The organism is Pseudomonas sp. 2(2015), from assembly GCF_000955865.1.
Lineage (GTDB): Bacteria > Pseudomonadota > Gammaproteobacteria > Pseudomonadales > Pseudomonadaceae > Aquipseudomonas.
Window position 1 is genome coordinate 50,482 of the sequence record NZ_JYOF01000022.1, and the last position, 16,632, is coordinate 67,113.

General features: G+C 65.5%; 14 protein-coding genes. 9 read left to right on the forward strand and 5 right to left on the reverse strand.

Annotation, left to right across the window (positions count from 1 at the left end; genetic code table 11):
- Nucleotides 1–3: 3 nt before the first annotated feature.
- The 3 genes from UB48_RS24600 to UB48_RS24610 form a co-directional block, all read right to left on the reverse strand.
- Entirely contained in the window at nt 4–903 is a 900-nt protein-coding gene (locus UB48_RS24600) for a VOC family protein (RefSeq protein WP_045201620.1), read from the reverse strand.
- A gap of 141 nt (nt 904–1,044) precedes the next feature.
- Entirely contained in the window at nt 1,045–2,166 is a 1,122-nt protein-coding gene (locus UB48_RS24605; RefSeq protein ID WP_045201622.1) for an LLM class flavin-dependent oxidoreductase, read from the reverse strand.
- A gap of 126 nt (nt 2,167–2,292) precedes the next feature.
- The gene (locus UB48_RS24610) at nt 2,293–3,477 is read right to left on the reverse strand and encodes a flavin-dependent monooxygenase (protein WP_045201624.1); all 1,185 of its coding nucleotides are present in this window, start codon (nt 3,475–3,477) and stop codon (nt 2,293–2,295) included.
- A 375-nt stretch (nt 3,478–3,852) separates the two neighbouring features.
- Here UB48_RS24610 and UB48_RS24615 point away from each other — a divergent pair, with 375 nt between their 5' ends.
- From UB48_RS24615 to UB48_RS24650, 8 genes are all read left to right on the forward strand, one after another.
- Nucleotides 3,853–4,368 (forward strand): flavin reductase family protein, encoded by a 516-nt coding sequence (locus UB48_RS24615; RefSeq protein ID WP_045201626.1) that lies wholly within the window; start codon nt 3,853–3,855, stop codon nt 4,366–4,368.
- Between the two features lie 9 nt (nt 4,369–4,377).
- Nucleotides 4,378–6,057, forward strand: a complete 1,680-nt coding sequence (locus tag UB48_RS24620) for an FAD-binding protein (protein WP_045201629.1) — start codon at nt 4,378–4,380, stop codon at nt 6,055–6,057.
- Nucleotides 6,045–6,800: a glucose 1-dehydrogenase gene (locus UB48_RS24625; protein ID WP_045201630.1), complete on the forward strand. Its 756-nt coding sequence runs from the start codon at nt 6,045–6,047 to the stop codon at nt 6,798–6,800. Before UB48_RS24620 ends, UB48_RS24625 begins: the two co-directional genes overlap by 13 nt.
- 19 nt (nt 6,801–6,819) lie before the next feature.
- On the forward strand, nt 6,820–7,905 hold the full coding sequence (locus UB48_RS24630) for a ferredoxin--NADP reductase (protein ID WP_275560786.1): 1,086 nt from the start codon (nt 6,820–6,822) through the stop codon (nt 7,903–7,905).
- A 99-nt stretch (nt 7,906–8,004) separates the two neighbouring features.
- Entirely contained in the window at nt 8,005–8,751 is a 747-nt protein-coding gene (locus UB48_RS24635; RefSeq protein ID WP_045201632.1) for an SDR family NAD(P)-dependent oxidoreductase, read from the forward strand.
- Between the two features lie 66 nt (nt 8,752–8,817).
- On the forward strand, nt 8,818–10,389 hold the full coding sequence (locus tag UB48_RS24640) for a FadD3 family acyl-CoA ligase (protein WP_045201633.1): 1,572 nt from the start codon (nt 8,818–8,820) through the stop codon (nt 10,387–10,389).
- A 202-nt stretch (nt 10,390–10,591) separates the two neighbouring features.
- The gene (locus UB48_RS24645) at nt 10,592–11,653 is read left to right on the forward strand and encodes a hypothetical protein (RefSeq protein WP_045201636.1); all 1,062 of its coding nucleotides are present in this window, start codon (nt 10,592–10,594) and stop codon (nt 11,651–11,653) included.
- Nucleotides 11,650–12,042, forward strand: coding sequence for a hypothetical protein (locus UB48_RS24650; protein WP_156160247.1), 393 nt, complete (start codon nt 11,650–11,652; stop codon nt 12,040–12,042). Before UB48_RS24645 ends, UB48_RS24650 begins: the two co-directional genes overlap by 4 nt.
- Before the next feature lie 120 nt (nt 12,043–12,162).
- Here the strand turns inward: UB48_RS24650 and UB48_RS24655 are convergent, their stop codons facing one another.
- Nucleotides 12,163–13,041 carry an SDR family NAD(P)-dependent oxidoreductase gene (locus UB48_RS24655; RefSeq protein WP_045201640.1) on the reverse strand — a complete coding sequence of 293 codons (879 nt, stop codon included), beginning with the start codon at nt 13,039–13,041 and terminating at the stop codon, nt 12,163–12,165.
- Nucleotides 13,042–13,052: 11 nt separating this feature from the next.
- Entirely contained in the window at nt 13,053–14,789 is a 1,737-nt protein-coding gene (locus tag UB48_RS24660; protein WP_045201642.1) for an FAD-binding protein, read from the reverse strand.
- A 258-nt stretch (nt 14,790–15,047) separates the two neighbouring features.
- Here UB48_RS24660 and UB48_RS24665 point away from each other — a divergent pair, with 258 nt between their 5' ends.
- The gene (locus UB48_RS24665; RefSeq protein WP_045201644.1) at nt 15,048–16,625 is read left to right on the forward strand and encodes a DUF1302 domain-containing protein; all 1,578 of its coding nucleotides are present in this window, start codon (nt 15,048–15,050) and stop codon (nt 16,623–16,625) included.
- Nucleotides 16,626–16,632 lie beyond the last annotated feature (7 nt).

The following is a 16,632-nucleotide window of genomic DNA, read 5'->3' on the forward strand; positions in this document are numbered from 1 at the left end:
TCCTCATGGGCGGCCGACACTGAAGTCGTGGCCCCAGTGGCTGACCACCGTGCTTTCGAAGGGGGTGTGCTGGTTCCAGTCGACCACCAGGCCGTCACAGCCGTACTCCAGGTCAAAGCCTGAAGGGGTTTTCATGTAGAACGAGACCATCTGGTCGTTGGTGTGCTGGCCGAGGGTGGCCGAGAGCTTGACGCCGTGGGCGTGCATGCGGTCCAGGGCGCGGCCGACCTCGTCGAGGCCGTCGACCTCGACCATCATGTGCACACAGCCATGGGGCACCGGGCATTCGAAGATCGCCAGGGAGTGGTGACGGCCATTGTTGCAGTGCAGAAAATGAATGCGCTTTTCCGGCTCGCCCGGGTCAGGGGTGAAGCGCACTTTCATCAGGTCCGAGAGGCCAAAGCCCATGACCCGCTGATAAAAATCGCGGCAGCGCTCAAAGGTTGGCGCCGGCAGCACCACGTGGCCCATGCCCAGCTCATGGGTGACAAAGCCCTTGACTGCCACCGGCGAGACAAAGCGGGCGAAATCCTGGCGCGGGCCCCAGAACAGTTCGTGGCGGTTGCCGTCCGGGTCGCAGAACTGCGCCACCGCCTGGACCTTGCGCAGCTCGGCCTGGGCGGCATTGCCGCGCTCGACGGCGATATCGGCCTGCTGCAGCTCGGCGATTGCCTGCTCGAAGGCGGCCTCGCCGGCCAGCTCCCAGCCACAGGCGCCGAAGCTGTCCTGGTCGCTGTGCAGCACCAGGATGCGGTACGGGCGATCGTCCATTTTCAGGTACAGCCGGGCGCTGTCAGCGCCCTCGCCGGCCACCATCATGCCCAGCACCTGGGTTGCGTAATGACGCCATTGCGCCAGGTCGGTGGACAGCAGGGTGACGTAACCCAGGCCGCGGATATCCATGCTTGTTGTCCTCGCGTTGATCGACGTGTTGAGCGCTATTCAAGCCCGCTGCACAAGGCCGGGCATCGTCTGTTGGGACTAGCGCTATCGGGTGAATTTCGGGGGTCTGTGGGAGCAGGCTTGACCCGCGATGCTTTCACCTCACTGCTTGCGAAAATGCGGAATCACCTTCTCGCCGATGTTGCGCAGGGTCTCCAGCTGCGCCCATTGCGGCACCGTGCCCATCTGGCAGATGAACAGGATCTCGTCGGCGCCGGCATCAATCAGGCGTTGCACGTAACCGATGCAGTCCTCGACCGTGCCGTAGGCATGGTTGGGGTTCATCATCGCCATGGTCGGGTCGGAGAAGTCGACGCTGACTTCCTCGGAGGCAAAGCGCGACTTGATCACTGCCTGGCCGTTGCCGTCGACGTAGGTGTCGTCTTTCCACTTTTGCGGGTCTGGCCGCTCGCCGCCGCCGTACCAGTAGCCCAGCGACTCCATGAAGTAGCGCTGGCCACGGATGCCGATGCGCCGCGCCAGTTCGTTGTCGTCGAGGACGATGGCCGGGCACAGCGCGGCGATGTGGCGGTTGGGGCGAAAGCCGACCTGCTGCTTGGCGTCACGGTTGTCCCAGGCCTGGTGGTACACCTCGACCTTCTTGGCGATTTCCTCCGGGCCACCGAAACCCAGCACCAGCGCGCCCATGCCACGCCCGCCGGCGTTCTTCAGCGATTCGGTGTTGGTGCAGGCCAGGTACATCGGCGGGTGCGGGTCCTGGTACGGCTTGGGGTGGATCGGCCGCTTGGGGATCTGCACGAAGTCGCCGTGGTGCTCGATCTCGTCCTGGACGAAAATTTTCGGGATCAGGTACATGGCTTCATCGATCTGCGGCTGCAGGGTCGCCAGGTCGTAGCCGAAGGTGCCGGCCTCCTGCTGGGTACCGCCCTTGCCCACGCCGAAATGCACCCGGCCCTTGGATAGCAGGTCGAGGGTAGCGATGCGCTCGGCGACCTTGACCGGGTGGTTCATCGCCGGCGGCAGGCACACCACGCCATGGCCGATGCCGATGCGCTCGGTCTTGCCGGCGACAAAGGCGAGCATGGTTTCTGGCGCCGACATGTGCGAGTAATTGCTCAGGGCGGTGTGTTCCACGCACCAGAAGGTGTCGAAACCGAGCTGGTCGGCCAGTACTGCCTGCTCGACGGTGTCATCGAAGATCTTGCGGTCGCCTTCGCGGCTGGAGTCCACCGTCTGTGCTTCGTAAATCAATGAGAATTTCATGCTTGATCCTTGTTCTTGTTAACGGCTCGGTCGGCGCCAGGGACCCGCGCCTTGCCACCATGCTCGGGGATCGCCACGCCGCTCGAATCCCGCAAACGGACTAGCCGGTTTCTGTGATCTGGCGCTTCAGAGGAAGAAGTCGCTGCTGTCCTGGCCCATGCTCACGCCGCCCAGGTTCCAGGCGTACTTGGCCGGGTTGTTGGCAACGTGGGCGCGGCCGGTATGAATGTCGCGAAAGGCGCGGTTGATGGCGTGGCTGCGAAAGATCGTCGAGGCGCCGCTGTTGAACATCAGCTCGGCCACCGCCTTGGCGCACTTGTCGGCGACCAGCGCCGAGTCGTAGCGCATCTTCACCCGCGTCTGCATGGCCAGGGCGTCGCCGGCCTCGGCGGCCTTGAGCATGAAATCGAAGTTGCGCAGCAGCACCGTGCGGCACTCGTCGACGCAGACCATGGCATTGGCCAGGGCGGTTTGCGCCGCCGGGTCCTGGAGCATCTTGCGCCCGTCATTGACCCCGACCCGGCTGCGGTTGTGCTCGACGAACAGATCGATCGCGCCCTGCAGGGCGCCAATGGCCGACGACGACACCGCGCGCACGAAGATCTGCCCGAACGGCAGGCGGAACAACGGCGCGCTGTTGACCGCGTTACCCGGGCTGTACTGCATGAAACCGTCAGCAGCGCGGTGGGTGCGGTACTCCGGGACGAAGGCATCGCTCACCTGGATGTCGTGGGAGCCGGTCGCCTCCAGGCCCATGACATTCCAGTTGTCGATGATCTGGTAGTCGCTGCGCGGCACCAGGAAGGTCCGGTAGTCCGGCGCCCCGCCCGCCTCTTGCGGCGGCACCAGGGCGCCAAGGAAGGCCCACTGGCAATGCTTGCTGCCCGACGAAAAGCCCCAGCGGCCGCTGAGCTTGAAGCCACCCTCGACCCGCTCGACCTTGCCCACCGGCATATAGGACGACGAAATCAGCACGCTGGAATCCTGGCCCCAGACATCCTCGGCGGCGCGGTCGTCGAACAGCGCCAGTTGCCAGTTGTGAATGGCCACCACCCCCAGCACCCAGGCCGAGGACATGCAGCCTTCGGCGAGGGTCATCTGCACCTCGAAAAAGTCCCGTGGCTGCAGCTCGTAGCCTTGCCAGCGCGCCGGCTGAAGGATGCGGAAAAACCCGGCGTCGTGGAAATCGCGCAGGGTTTCTTCCGGTAGCTGGCCACGTTGCGCGGCATGGGCGGCACGTTCACGCAGGATCGGCACCAGCTCGCGGGCGCGCTGGGCCAGACGCTGGCGTATCAGGTCGTGATTGAGCATGTTGTTGTTCTCCTCTGATCACCCCGTCCGCCGGGGCGCGCGTGCAGCAGAGGCGCAACGGCCTCTGCCCCGGCATTCAAGCAAGGCGCCCGACGGCCAACATCCCTCAAACGGACCATGCCGCGACGGCGTGGCTCGACTTGGGTTTGTACGAAAAGTCGCCGAGCGGCGATCAGGCAAGGCGAAAACAGGCGAGGAACGGCCGGGGTCGCGCACGACTTTACGAGTTGTAAATGAGCATTCCGAGCCTGTTTTCAACGAAGCATGATCGTCGCGCAGGCACTTTCCGTACAAACCCTAGTCCCCTCGGACGATGTTGGGCCTTGCACCGATTGCAAGAATTCATCGCACTCCAAGCCAACCAGAGGCCGTGCGATGAACAACAACACTCTCAAAGCCGACATGCTCCAGGCCATGCGCCGCCTGGCCAAGTCCGTGACCATCATCAGTACCAGCAACGGCACCCAGCGCTTCGCCATGGCCGCCACTGCGGTCGACTCGCTGAGCACCGAGCCGCCGTCGCTGCTGATCTGCGTCAACACCAGCGCCTCACCGCATGCCGCCCTGGCGGACGGCGCCGACTTCTGCGTGAACATCCTCGGCGTCGAGCAACAAGACCTGGCGCACCTGTGCAGCGGCGCGATCAAGGGCGAGGCACGCTTCGAGCGCGGCAACTGGCAGACCAGCGAAGAAGGCATTCCGTTTCTGGCCGACGCGCAGTCGTCGATCCTCTGCCGCCAGGACGGGCGCATGACCTATGGCACCCACACCATTTTCATTGGCCGCATCCTGCGCATCCGCACCAGCGCCAGCATCACCCCGCTGGTCTATCTGGATGGCAGCTACACCACCACCGCAGCGCCCGCGCGCATGATCGCGGCAGCGGGCTGAGGCCGGGCCATGAACAGCCTGAGCGCATTGGCGCCGCTGCGGGTGGAGCATGCGGGAGAGCTGCACTGGCACGCCGCGGCCGAGCTGCTGGTGGTCGGCTTTGGCGGCGCCGGGGTCTGCGCCGCCATCGAGGCCGCCAGCAGCGGCCTCAGTGTGCTGGCCCTGGACCGCTTCGCCGGTGGCGGCGCCACGGCGCTCAGCGGTGGCGTGGTCTATGCCGGTGGCGGCACGCCCTACCAGCAGCGCGCCGGCTACCCGGACAACAGCGAGGCGATGTTCAACTATTTGCGCCAGGAAGTCGGCGAGGCGGTATCGGCCGACACCCTGCGCGACTTCTGCGAGCGCAGTGTCGAGCAACTGGCCTGGCTGGAGCGCCACGGCGTGGCCTTCGAAGCCAGCGTGCCGCCACAGAAAACCTCCTACCCCAGCGACCGTTACTACCTCTACTACTCGGGCAACGAAGCGGTGCCGGCCTACGCCGCGCAAGCCACACCCGCCCCTCGCGGGCACCGCGCCAAAGGCCCGGGCATGTCCGGTGCCAGCCTGTTTGCGCCGCTGCGCGCCAGCGCCCTGAAGCTCGGCGTGCGCCTGCGCAGCCAGTGTGAAGTGCGCCAGTTGGTGATCGACAACCACGACCGGGTGCTCGGTGTGGTGGCCTGGCAACTGCCTGCCGATAGCCGCGCCGCCCGCCGCCATGCACGCCTGGCGCGCTGGGTCAGCGTCCTGCAGATGTACGCCCCGGCGCTGGCCGAGGTGCTGCGCAAGCGCCTGCGGCAGATCGAGCAGCGCCATGCCGTGCGCACCCTGATTCGCGCCGAAAAAGGCCTGCTGCTCAGCTGTGGCGGTTTTATTTTCAACCGCGAGCTGGTGGCCCGGCACGCGCCGCAGTACCTGGCCGGCCTGCCGCTGGGCAGCAGCGCCTGCGATGGCAGCGGCTTGCTCCTGGGCCAGAGCGCAGGCGCCAGCCTGGCGCGGATGGACAAGATCAGCGCCTGGCGCTTTATCAGCCCGCCGCTGGCCTGGGCCCGCGGCATGATCGTCAACGGCCTGGGCCTGCGCTACTGCAATGAAGAGGTGTACGGCGCCACCCTCGGCCACGCCATGGTTGAAGAACAGCGCGGCAAGGCCATCCTGATTCTCAACCGCGCCCTGGTGCGCCAGGCGCTCAAGCAGGTCGGCCCGGGCAAGGTGTGGAACTTCCAGCGTTTGCCGGTGCTGCTCAACCTGCTGTTCAACGCCAAACGCGGCAACAGCCTGGAACAGCTGGCCGAACGCTGCGCCTTGCCCGCCGGCAACCTGCGCCAGAGCGTGGCGCAGTACAGCAGCGCGGCCCGAAGCGACATCGCCGACCCGCTGGGCAAGTCGGCGGCGATGCTCTGCCCGCTGGACAGCGGCCCCTGGTATGCCCTCGACCTGTCCTATGACAGCCGCCTGTTCCCCTGCCCGGCCCTGACCCTGGGCGGCCTGCGCGTCGACGAGCGCAGCGGCGCGGTGCTCGACCTGCACGGCGCGCCGATCGCCGGGCTGTACAGCGCCGGGCGCAATGCCGTGGGCGTGGCCTCCAACCTGTATGTCTCCGGCCTGTCCCTGGCCGACTGCATTTACTCCGGGCGGCGCGCTGCGGCGCATATCGCCGCGCACGCCGCCCGCAACCCCGCACCATCAGGAGAACAACCATGCAACGTGTAGAAGGCAAAGTCTGCATCGTCACCGGCGCCGCCAGCGGTATCGGCCGCGAGGACGCCCTGCTGCTGGCCAGCCAGGGCGCCCGGGTGGTGCTTACCGACCTCAATGAACAGGCCGGTCGCGAAGTCGCCGCGCAGATCGGCAGCAAGGCGCTGTTCATCCGCCACGACATCGCCAGTGAAAGCGACTGGCAGCAGGTGGTCAAGACCACCCTGGAGCACTTCGGGCGCCTCGATGTGCTGGTCAACAACGCCGCCATCCTGGTGGCCGGCACCATCGAGGACACCTCGCTGGAAACCTGGCAGAAGGTCCAGAAGATCAACGGCGACGGCTATTTTCTCGGCTGCAAATATGCCATTGAAGCCATGAAGGACAGCGGCGGTGGCTCGATCGTCAATATGTCCTCGGTGGCCGCCCTGGGCGCCATGCCGATGTTCTGCGCCTATTCGGCCTCCAAGGGCGCGGTGGCGGCGATGACCCGCTCCATCGCCCTGCACTGCAAGCAGCAGGGGTATCGCATCCGCTGCAACAGCGTGCACCCGGACGGCGTCAACACGCCGATGACCCAGGCCCTGGCCGGTGGCCAGCCGATCGACCAGGCGCTGCTCGACCAGGACCCGATGAACCGCATGTGCGCGCCGCGCGATATCGCCAACGTGGTGCTGTTTCTGGCCAGCGACGAATCGAACTTCGTCAACGGCGCCGAACTGCGGGTGGACAACGCGCAATTGATCAGCGGCATTTGAGGCGAAGATGAACATGGGCATGCAAGCGCTTGGGCAGGACTCGCTGGTGTCGGCCAGCGGCAGCTATCGGCTGCAGGTTTGCGCGGTGATCGACGAAACCGCCGATGCGCGCTCGCTGGTCCTGGAGGTGCCGGCGCAACTGCGCGAGCGCTTTCGCTACAAGCCGGGGCAGTTCCTGAGCTTTCGCGTGCCCTGTGCCGGCAAACTGCTGACCCGCTGCTACTCCATGGCCAGCTCGCCGCTGTGCGATGCCCGGCCCAAGGTGACCATCAAGCGGGTTGCCGACGGGCGGGTGTCGAACTGGATGAACCAGCAGGTGCAGGTCGGCGACTGGCTCGAAGTGCTGCCACCGGCCGGGCACTTCTGCCTGGATGAACGCCTGGCCACTGATCCTTCGCGGCCACTGGTGCTGTTTGCCGGGGGCTCGGGCATCACTCCGGTGATCTCGATCCTCAAGTCGGTGCTGCACAGCGGCGCTCGATCCATCAGGCTGGTGTATGCCAACCGCGACGAAGCCTCGGTGATCTTTCGCGACGAACTGCGCCAGCTGAGCCAGGAGCACCCGCAGCGCCTGCAGGTGATCCACCTGCTCGATTCACTGCAGGGCTTTTTGCGCGACGCCCAGGTCCAGCAACTGGTCGGCGAAATGCGCGGCGGCGACTACTTCATCTGCGGCCCGGGGCCGTTCATGGACACCGTCGAGCGCAGCCTGCTGGCCCTGGGCGAAGCTGCCGCGTGCATCCATGTCGAGCGCTTCGTCTCGCCGCCCGACCCGGATCAACTCGCCGCGCAAGAGGCCGTTGCCCGCGCCGTCAGCAGCGACTCGGCCTGTGAGCTGCTGCTGGTCGAGCTCGATGGCGAGCAACACGAAATCCGTTGCCAGCCTGGCGATACCCTGCTGCAAAGCTGCCGGGCGGCGGGCCTGGACGTGCCGTCTTCGTGCGAAGAAGGCTTTTGCGGGGCCTGCATGTGTACGGTGCTCGAGGGTGAAACGCATCTTTCGCGCAACGATGTGCTCAGCGCCCGCGAGCTGGAGGAAGGCTGGACCCTGGCCTGCCAGAGCCGGCCACTGGGCGCGCGGGTGCGCTTGCGCTTCCCCGGCTGAGGGCCGGTGCCCGCTAGTCTCATCGGACGATCACTGCGGCCCCGACTGCGGTTAGACTCGGCGCCAGCAGCCCCACAACAATAAGACAGAGGTTCAGTTATGGCTCGTTTGCACAACAAGGTCGCCGTGGTTACCGGCGGCGCATCGGGTATCGGCCTGGCGTGCGTGCGTCGCTTCATTGCCGAGGGCGCCGAGGTCGTCGGCCTGGACATTGGCGAGGCGCCGGCGGACTTCCCCGGCCTGTTCATGAGCCTGGACGTGCGCGATGAATCCCGCGTGCAGCAGGTGATGAGCGAAATCATCAGCCGCTTCGGGCGTATCGATGTGCTGGTCAATGCCGCCGGCGTCGCCGACCAGGGCAGCGTGACCCAGACCAGCACCGCCAACTGGCAGCGGGTGCTGGACATCAACCTCACCGGCAGCATGCTCACCAGCAAGCACGTGCTGGCGCAGATGGAGGCCCAGCGCAGCGGCTCGATCATCAACATCGGTTCGATCTTCGGCCTGCAGGGCTGCGACGGCAACGTTGCCTACAACGTCTCCAAGGGCGGCATCAACCAGCTGACCCGCTCGATGGCCATCGACTACGGCTACGCCAACATCCGCGTCAACGGCCTGTGCCCGGGCCTGATCGAAACGCCGATGACCAGCATGGTCCGCGAACAGCAGGCATTCCACGCCTTCTTCGCTTCGCAGCACATGCTCAACCGTTCCGGGCAGCCGGACGAAGTGGCCAACGTCGCGCTGTTTCTTGCCTCTGACGAAGCGTCGTTCGTCAGCGGCCAGATGATTGCCGTGGACGGCGGTTTCTCCGCTGGCCGCCGCTTCGCCCCGCCTAGCGCCTGACCCGCTGTGCCGGGCAGCCTGCCCGGCGCTTTCCCTGCTCATTCATCCTCAGCCTGAGGAGGCATCATGCTGCCTGTCGAAAACGCTCAGACCATCGCCCAGCTGTTCGCCCGCGCCGCCCGGGACTACGGCGACAGCCCGGCCATCGAAGACGGCGGGCAGCGCATCAGCTACCGCCAGCTCGAGCTGTTGCGCCAGCAGGCCGCCCGCGCCCTGCTCGCCCTGGACGTGCAAGTGGCCGACCGGGTGGCAGTGTGGGCGCCCAACCTGTGGGAATGGATCGTTGCCGCCGGCGCCCTGCAGAGCATCGGCGCCACCCTGGTGCCGTTGAACACACGGATGAAAAGCAGCGAGGCCGGGCACATCCTGCGCGAGAGCGGCACCTGCGTGCTGTTTTGCATCAGCCGCTTTCTGGATAACGACTACCCGGCCATGCTCGCCGACCAAACCCTGCCGGCCCTGCGCCAGGTGATCAGCCTGCGCCCGGCAGAGCCGCGCCACGGCGGCCTGGCCTGGGAGGCGTTCATGGCCCTCGCCGAGCAGGTGCCGCAGGCGCTGTTGCAGACCCGCGAGCAGCAGGTCGGGCCGCAGACCCTGTCCGACCTGTTGTTTACCTCCGGTACTTCCGGCAAGCCCAAGGGCGTGATGACCGCCCACGGCCAGAATCTGCAGGTGGTGCGCGACTGGAGCGAGATCGTCGGCCTGCGCCGGGGCGATCGCTACCTGATCGTCAACCCGTTCTTCCATTCCTTTGGCTACAAGGCCGGCTGGCTGGCAGCGCTGATGCGCGGCTGTACCATCATCCCGCAGCAGGTGTTCGAGGTGCAGGCGCTGCTCGACTGCGTGCAGCGCCAGCGCATCAACATCCTGCCCGGGCCGCCGACCCTGTATCAGTCGCTGCTGGCCCACCCGCAACGCCAGAACTACGACCTGAGCTCCTTGCGCGTCGCCGTCACTGGCGCCGCCGCGATCCCGGTGGAGATGATCGGGCGCATGCGCGAGGAGCTGGGCTTTGCCACCATCGTCACCGCCTACGGCCTGACCGAAGCCTGCGGCTTTGCCAGCATCTGCCGCCCCGGCGACAGCGCCGAGCGGGTCGCCAGCACCAGCGGCCGGGCCATGCCAGGGGTCGAGATCCGCTGCGTCAACAGCAGCGGCGCCAGGGTGCCGGCCAACGTGCCTGGCGAGGTGTTGATCCGCGGCTACAACCTGATGCATGGCTACCTCAACGACCCGCAGGCAAGCCTCGAAGCGGTGGATGCCGACGGCTGGCTGCACACCGGCGACATTGGCGTGCTGGATGAACAGGGTTACCTGCGCATCACCGACCGGCTCAAGGACATGTTCATCACCGGTGGCTTCAACGTTTACCCGGCGGAGATCGAACAGACCTTGCTGCAGTACCCCGGGGTGGCCCAGGCCGCCGTGATTGGGATTGCCGATGAACGCCTGGGGGAAGTGGCCATGGCCTTCTTGCTGGCGGTGCCTGGACAGGTGATCGACGTGGCGCAGTTCAATACCTGGTGCCGCGAGCAGATGGCCAACTACAAAGTGCCGCGGCGGGTGCAAGTGGTCGAGGCCTTGCCGCTCAATGCCACGGGCAAGGTGGCCAAGCAGGTATTGCGCGGCTGGGTGTGAGGGCTGCTGTGCAGCACATCGCCGGCAAGGCCGGCGATTGAGCCAGAAGGGGTCGTAATCCAGACACCACCTGATGCGTTGCCAGTCCCACAGGGCGATGAATCCGATTTTACTGTGGGACGCTTCCGAATCCGTTCGACGGTGCGCCAAGGCGTGAATGCCAGTGCTAGGTTCCGGGCCTCTTTGCCCAAGGAACCTGCGCATGACAAGGACGCCCTCTTCCGTTTTATCCCCTGCTCCGGCGATAACCGCCACCAGTTCCACCTTGCAGCCAGGCTTCTACATCGTGCCGCGCAGCATGTCAGGCACCCAGGTGCTGGCCCTGCTGCGGCTTAACCCGACCTTTGCCACAGGCTTTAAAGCCGGGGAAATCTTCGTCATCGGTGACCCGGACATCACCAGCGCCTGCACCCGCGAAGAGGCCGAACTGATGACGGCCGCCGCGCAGGTGCGCGAAAGCCTGGCTGCGCTGAGTGTTGAGGAAGCCAATTTCATGATGCGCCATCAGGCCGAGATTGCCGGGCTGTCCGCCGGGGCGAGCCAGGCCATGGGCGTGGGCAAGGACATGCTGGAAAAGGGCTTGCGCCAGGTCGAAGCAACCTTGCGCAGCATCGAGCAACTGCACCAGCGTGAGTTCAGCCGCAACGGCCGCTTGAACAGCCCGGACTTTTTCAATGCCCGCCAGCGGCTGTACTTGCAGCTCGACGCGCAGCTCAAGAGTGCCTTTTTGAACAAGCAGCTGAATCTTGGCAGCTACGACAGCTTGCGCAAGGACCTGGGCATTTCGACCCGCAGCCTGGTACACCACTGGAACCGTTCCGGCGGGGCCGGGCAGATTCCGGGGTATGCGACGCATCTGGAGCAGGTGGCGAAGACGGCCAAATACCTCAAGTATGGTGGGTATGTCGGGATTGGCCTGGGTGGGACGGCGTCGTGGTTGACGGTGCGCGATGCTTGTCGGGTCGGGGAGACGGAATCTTGTAAGCGCATCCGTTACACACAAACCGGTAGTTTAACTGGCGGTTTGCTTGGAGGTATTTACGGCGCACGAGCTGGAAGCCTCGCAGCATTTCTAACGTGTGGCACGGTGGCAGCCGTGACAGCAGCCGTGACAGCAGCCGTGACAGCAGCCGTGACAGCAGGCGTTGGGGGAGCAGTTTGCGGGATTGTCCTGGTCGGAGGAGGATCGTTGGCTGGCGCTGCAGGTGTTGGAATGGGAGGAGAATGGGTGGGGGATGTGATTTTTGGACTAACAAGGCCATGAGCGGGTTCTGGTATTCATGGTGGGCTGTCGCTTTCATGATTTCTCCGTTCACGCTTGCGTTCATCGGTTTAGCGATGAGTATCCAGATCACCTGCGGCCGTGACTTCAATGTCATGCTCTCGGCACTACCCAACAGCTGGCGGCTTCAAAATCGAACTACCCATTTTGGCAACGCCAGCTTGAGGTCACGTTGGCATCTGGTAAACACAGTCAGCGGCGCCATGCTTTATCCCGGGTTCTGCATCCGCAAAGGGCTGTTCGATCCAGGTGAACTGCAAGAATTCCCGGCCCCTCTCAAGCGTAAGATGATCATCTCTTCCTGGTTGTCTATTGTTGGCTTTGCATGGCTGATGATAGGCGCAGGATTGCTAAAGCTCAGCAATGGATAAAGGGATGAGGGGCTTGCCGGCAATCAAGCACGCAGCGGACGTAATTCCGGCAATATTGATTTGCGGGCTGGACTGGCCTCATCGCGGGTCAAGCCCCCCGCAGGGGTCGTAACCCGCCGCTCAGATCACCCGCGCCGGATGTTGCTGGCGCGGGTCGCCGAGCAAGCCGCGATGGGAAGGCGGCTGGCGCCCGCCCGCTTCGCTGATGCCATACCCAGCGGCTATCTCGGCAGTGATCAGGGTTTGCCCGGAATAGCGCATCAACTGCGGGTCATTGAGCAGCGCATGAATCACCCGCCCATTGAACTGCGGGGTCTCGGCATCGGCAAGAAACGCCTGGTACTGCTCGCCATGCTGCTCGCCGGCAATCCGCGTGCGCTCGGTCAGTTGCGGGCCTAACCATAGCGACACGGCGGCGACGCCCTGGCCTTCGAAATCGATGGCCATGTCGGCGGCCAGCTTGTCGCAGCCGGCCTTCTGCGCGCCATAAGCCGGCCCATGCATGTAGCAGCCAGCGCCAAACGATGAGGTGAAACACACCAGCCCCTGGCGGCTGCGCAGCAACAGCGGCGCGCCATGGTAGCTGGCGACATAGGCTGAACGCAGGCCGACGTCGAGGATGCCCGCCAGCGCCAGCGGTTTGCTCCAGAACGGCCCCGGTTCGATCAACTGGTCATGGATGAACGCCGCGTTGTTGACCAGCAGATCCAGGTGCCCGCATTCGCGCTCCACCCGGGCGAACAGCGCCTGCACCTGGGCATCGTCGGCGTGATCGCAGGTCACCGCGATACCTTGCCCGCCCACCGCGCTGATGGCCTCGGCGGTGGCCTGCAGGTCGCCGTCCAGGGCATGCCCGTACAAATGTGAACCGCCCTGCCCGCGGGCTCGGCCGGTAACGTAAACGGTCATGCCGGCCGCGCCGAGGGCCAGGGCGATACCCTGGCCGACACCGCGGCTGGCGCCGGTGACCACGGCAACCTGCCTGTGTTGTGTACTCATGGGGTGCATCCTCAAGAAACCAGCGCCGCCTGGGCCTGGTGATTACTGGCTAACGCGCCGATATGGTTGGCGGCCAGGTAGCCGAAGGTCATGGCCGGGCCGAGGGTCGACCCCGCCCCCGGATAGGTACGGCCCATCATCGATGCGGCGCTGTTGCCAATGGCATACAGGCCGAGGATCGGTTGGCCGTCCTCGTGCAGCACCCGCGCATGCACATCGGTGAGCAAGCCGCCCTTGGTGCCGATGTCGCCGGCATCGACCCGCACCGCGTAGAACGGTGCCTGCAGCAGCGGCGCCAGGCACGGGTTGGGCTGCACGCCAGGGTCGCCGTAATAGCGGTCGAACAACGACTCGCCCTTGGCAAAATCCTCGTCGCGACCCAGGCTGGCCATGGCATTGAAGCGCTGCACAGTACGCGCCAGGCCTGCGGCATCGACCCCGATGCTGGTCGCCAGGGCTTCAAGACTGTTGGCCTTGTGGAAGTAGTCGCGCAGGTGCCGGGGCAACTGCCAGTCGCGCTGGGCATAGCCCGGCAACAGCGCGCCACAGGGGTATTTACGCCGGAAGCTGGCGTCGAAGACCATCCAGCACGGCACGCTGCTGGCGCCTTCGCGGTTGTTGGCATACATGGCGTAGACGATGTCGGTGTACGGCGCCGCTTCGTTGACGAAGCGCTGGCCCGCGGCATTGACCAGCACGCAGCCGGGCAAGGTGCGCTCGACAAACAGCGCGCGCTGCTTCTCTTCGCCCTGCACATGGGTGGTCGGCGCCCACCAGCTGTGCTCCATCAGCGCGGTGCGCGCGCCGACGGCCTGGCCGGCGCGAATGCCGTCGCCGGTGTTGTGCGGCGGCGTTGCGCTCCAGCGCGCTTGCGAGGGCTGCGGGTGATACTGGTCGCGCATCGCCTGGTTACGCTCGAAGCCGCCGGCGGCGATGACCACCCCGTGACGCGCCTTGATCCGCAGCAGCTTGCCGTCGCGGCGCACCTGGGCGCCGCCGATGCGCCCGTCGACGATCAGCAGTTGCTCCAGCGCGCAGTCGAGCCACAGCGGCACCTCGCGGTCGAGCAACGAGCAGCGCAAGGCGCCGACCAGGGCGTTGCCCAGGGTCAGGAAGCGATCACGTTTCGACAGCTTGCGGCCCGTGCGGTCGCGCCAGTAGCGCCACATCACCCGCAAGGTCAGGCGCAGCCAGCCGTTGCCGCGACACAGCAGCACCTGGGCCTCTTTCATGGTCATGGCCATGCGACCCATCATCAGCGTGCCCGGTGACGGCGCGCGCATCTTCAGGAACTCGTCGCCCAGTTGCGCCGCGTCGAACGGCAAGGGGTCCATGGAGCGGTAGCCAGGCTTGCCGCCCGGCACTTCGGGGTAGTAGTCGGCATAGTGTGGCTGCGCCTCGAAGCGCACCCGCGAGTGTTGTTCGAGGTATTCGAGCATGCACCGGCCCTGCTCGACGTAGGTTTCGATGCGCCCGTCGTCGATCTCGCCCTGGGTGACGGCCTTGAGGTAGGCGACGGCCTCCTCGGCCGAGTCGTGCCCGCCCAGGGCGCTGATGCGCGGGTTGTTGGGGATCCACACACCACCGCCGGACACCGCCGAGGTACCGCCGTATTCGCTACTTTTTTCGATCACCAGGGCCTTGAGCCCCAGGTCATGGGCGCGCAGGGCGGCGGTCATGCCGCCGGCCCCCGAACCGATCACCAGCACGTCGCAACAGTGGTCCCAGTCGATCCCGGCTTCGTTCATGTGCTCACCTTGTTCAGGGCAATGGACAACAGGCCGCGCCGGCGGTCGGCCGGGGGCATTGGCCCATTGATTGTTCGGTGCCCGGCACAGGCCAACATCGTCCGATGGGACTAGCGCCAGCGTCCGGCGCACGTGGCGGCATCGCTTAGTCCGCTTGGACGATGTTGCGCCGCCAAGGGGATTCCATAGTCGCCTCCAGCTTCACCTCCCACCTTGAATACAGCGGTCGGGCAGGTCTGACCGCGGCATGAGGACGACATGATAAAAACAACAATCGCCCCACCTTCACTCAATACCTGCGTGCGCCTGGGGATGCTGATGCTGGCCGGCGGCCTGGGCACCCCGGCCAGCGCCCTGACCTTTCAGGCCAACGATGACCTGAGCATCGACTGGGACACCACCCTCACCTACAGCCTGGCCTGGCGTACCGAGGGCCGCGACCACAAGCTGGTGGCCAACGCCGACGGCAACGATGGCGACAACGCCTTCGACCGCGGCAGCCTGATCAACAACCGCGTTGGCTTTCTCACCGAGGCCAACCTCAAATGGCAGGACAACTACGGCCTGTTCGTGCGCGCTGCCGGCTTCTACGACAACGTCTACGACCAGGGCAATGACAACAGCAGCGGTGCCTCCAACTGCCTGGCCAGCGGCAACTGCCGGCGCGCCGACCGCTTCTCCCAGGACACCATCGACCAGCACCGCGACGACCTGCGCCTGCTCGACGCCTATGCCTACGGCAGCTGGGACGTTAGCGGCCACAACCTCAACCTGCGGGTCGGCGATCAGGTGGTGAGCTGGGGTGAAAGCCTGTTCTACCCGGGCATCTCTGCGGCCCAGAGCCCGGTCGATGCGACCAAGGCCACCACCCCCGGGGTCGAGGTCAAGGAAGTGCTGCTGCCGGTCGGCCAGGTGTTCGGCCAGTTCAGCCTGACCGAGGCCCTGGAGCTGCAAGCCTACTACCAGTACAAGTGGGAGAAGACCGACCTGTTCGGGGTCGGCAGCTATTTTTCCAGCACCGACCTGATCGACCGCGGCGGTTTCAGCGACGCCTCAGGCTTCGTTACCCGCCTCAAGGACGACGAGCCCAGTGACAGCGGCCAGTACGGCGTGGCCCTGCGCTACACCGCCGAGTCGCTGAACAACACCGAGTTCGGCCTCTACTACTCGCGCTACCACGACAAGAACCCGTCGCTGGACTTCCAGACCGACCTGGGCCACTACCGCGTGCGCTACTTCGACAACATCGACCAGTACGGCGCAAGCTTCGGTACCGTGCTCGGCGACACCAGCATCGCCGGTGAGGTCAGCTACCGCGACGGCGCGCCGGTGATGGTCGACAACGGTTTCTCAAGCCCGGTGCGGGCGCAGACCCTGCAGGCCCAAGTGTCGATGATCCACGTGGTCGGCCCGACCGCCTTTGCCGACAACACCACCCTGGTCGGCGAGCTGGTCTACAACACCGTGCTCGACAACGACGCCTCGACCCCGCTGACCCTGGCCCCCGGCCTGACCCTGCCGGGCACCGACAGCCTGGTGCTGGACCGCGACGCCTGGGGCTACACGGTACAGGCGACCTTCGACTACAACGACGTGTTCAGCGGCTGGGACATGTCGGTACCGGTCACCTACAGCAGCGCCGCCCAGCACGACAGCGCCCTGACCGGCTCGATCAATGCCGGGCAAGGCGATGAGCGCGCAAGCATCGGCACCACCTGGCGCTACCTCGGCAACTTCACCGTCGAAGCGCTCTACAACGCCTACCTGGGTAACGCCAACAACTCGCCCCTGGCCGACCGCGACAACGTCGCCCTCAACTTCAAGTACCGCTTCTGAAGCCCCT

What these genes read in the sequence shown, in the direction of transcription:
- UB48_RS24600 (WP_045201620.1), bottom strand. Translation starts at nt 903, where the DNA reads ATGGATATCCGCGGCCTGGGTTACGTCACCCTGCTGTCCACCGACCTG.
- UB48_RS24610 (WP_045201624.1), bottom strand. Translation starts at nt 3,477, where the DNA reads ATGCTCAATCACGACCTGATACGCCAGCGTCTGGCCCAGCGCGCCCGC.
- UB48_RS24650 (WP_156160247.1), top strand. Translation starts at nt 11,650, where the DNA reads ATGAGCGGGTTCTGGTATTCATGGTGGGCTGTCGCTTTCATGATTTCT.
- UB48_RS24660 (WP_045201642.1), bottom strand. Translation starts at nt 14,789, where the DNA reads ATGAACGAAGCCGGGATCGACTGGGACCACTGTTGCGACGTGCTGGTG.
- UB48_RS24655 (WP_045201640.1), bottom strand. Translation starts at nt 13,041, where the DNA reads ATGAGTACACAACACAGGCAGGTTGCCGTGGTCACCGGCGCCAGCCGC.
- UB48_RS24630 (WP_275560786.1), top strand. Translation starts at nt 6,820, where the DNA reads ATGCAAGCGCTTGGGCAGGACTCGCTGGTGTCGGCCAGCGGCAGCTAT.
- UB48_RS24620 (WP_045201629.1), top strand. Translation starts at nt 4,378, where the DNA reads ATGAACAGCCTGAGCGCATTGGCGCCGCTGCGGGTGGAGCATGCGGGA.
- UB48_RS24665 (WP_045201644.1), top strand. Translation starts at nt 15,048, where the DNA reads ATGATAAAAACAACAATCGCCCCACCTTCACTCAATACCTGCGTGCGC.
- UB48_RS24615 (WP_045201626.1), top strand. Translation starts at nt 3,853, where the DNA reads ATGAACAACAACACTCTCAAAGCCGACATGCTCCAGGCCATGCGCCGC.
- UB48_RS24625 (WP_045201630.1), top strand. Translation starts at nt 6,045, where the DNA reads ATGCAACGTGTAGAAGGCAAAGTCTGCATCGTCACCGGCGCCGCCAGC.
- UB48_RS24635 (WP_045201632.1), top strand. Translation starts at nt 8,005, where the DNA reads ATGGCTCGTTTGCACAACAAGGTCGCCGTGGTTACCGGCGGCGCATCG.
- UB48_RS24605 (WP_045201622.1), bottom strand. Translation starts at nt 2,166, where the DNA reads ATGAAATTCTCATTGATTTACGAAGCACAGACGGTGGACTCCAGCCGC.
- UB48_RS24640 (WP_045201633.1), top strand. Translation starts at nt 8,818, where the DNA reads ATGCTGCCTGTCGAAAACGCTCAGACCATCGCCCAGCTGTTCGCCCGC.
- UB48_RS24645 (WP_045201636.1), top strand. Translation starts at nt 10,592, where the DNA reads ATGACAAGGACGCCCTCTTCCGTTTTATCCCCTGCTCCGGCGATAACC.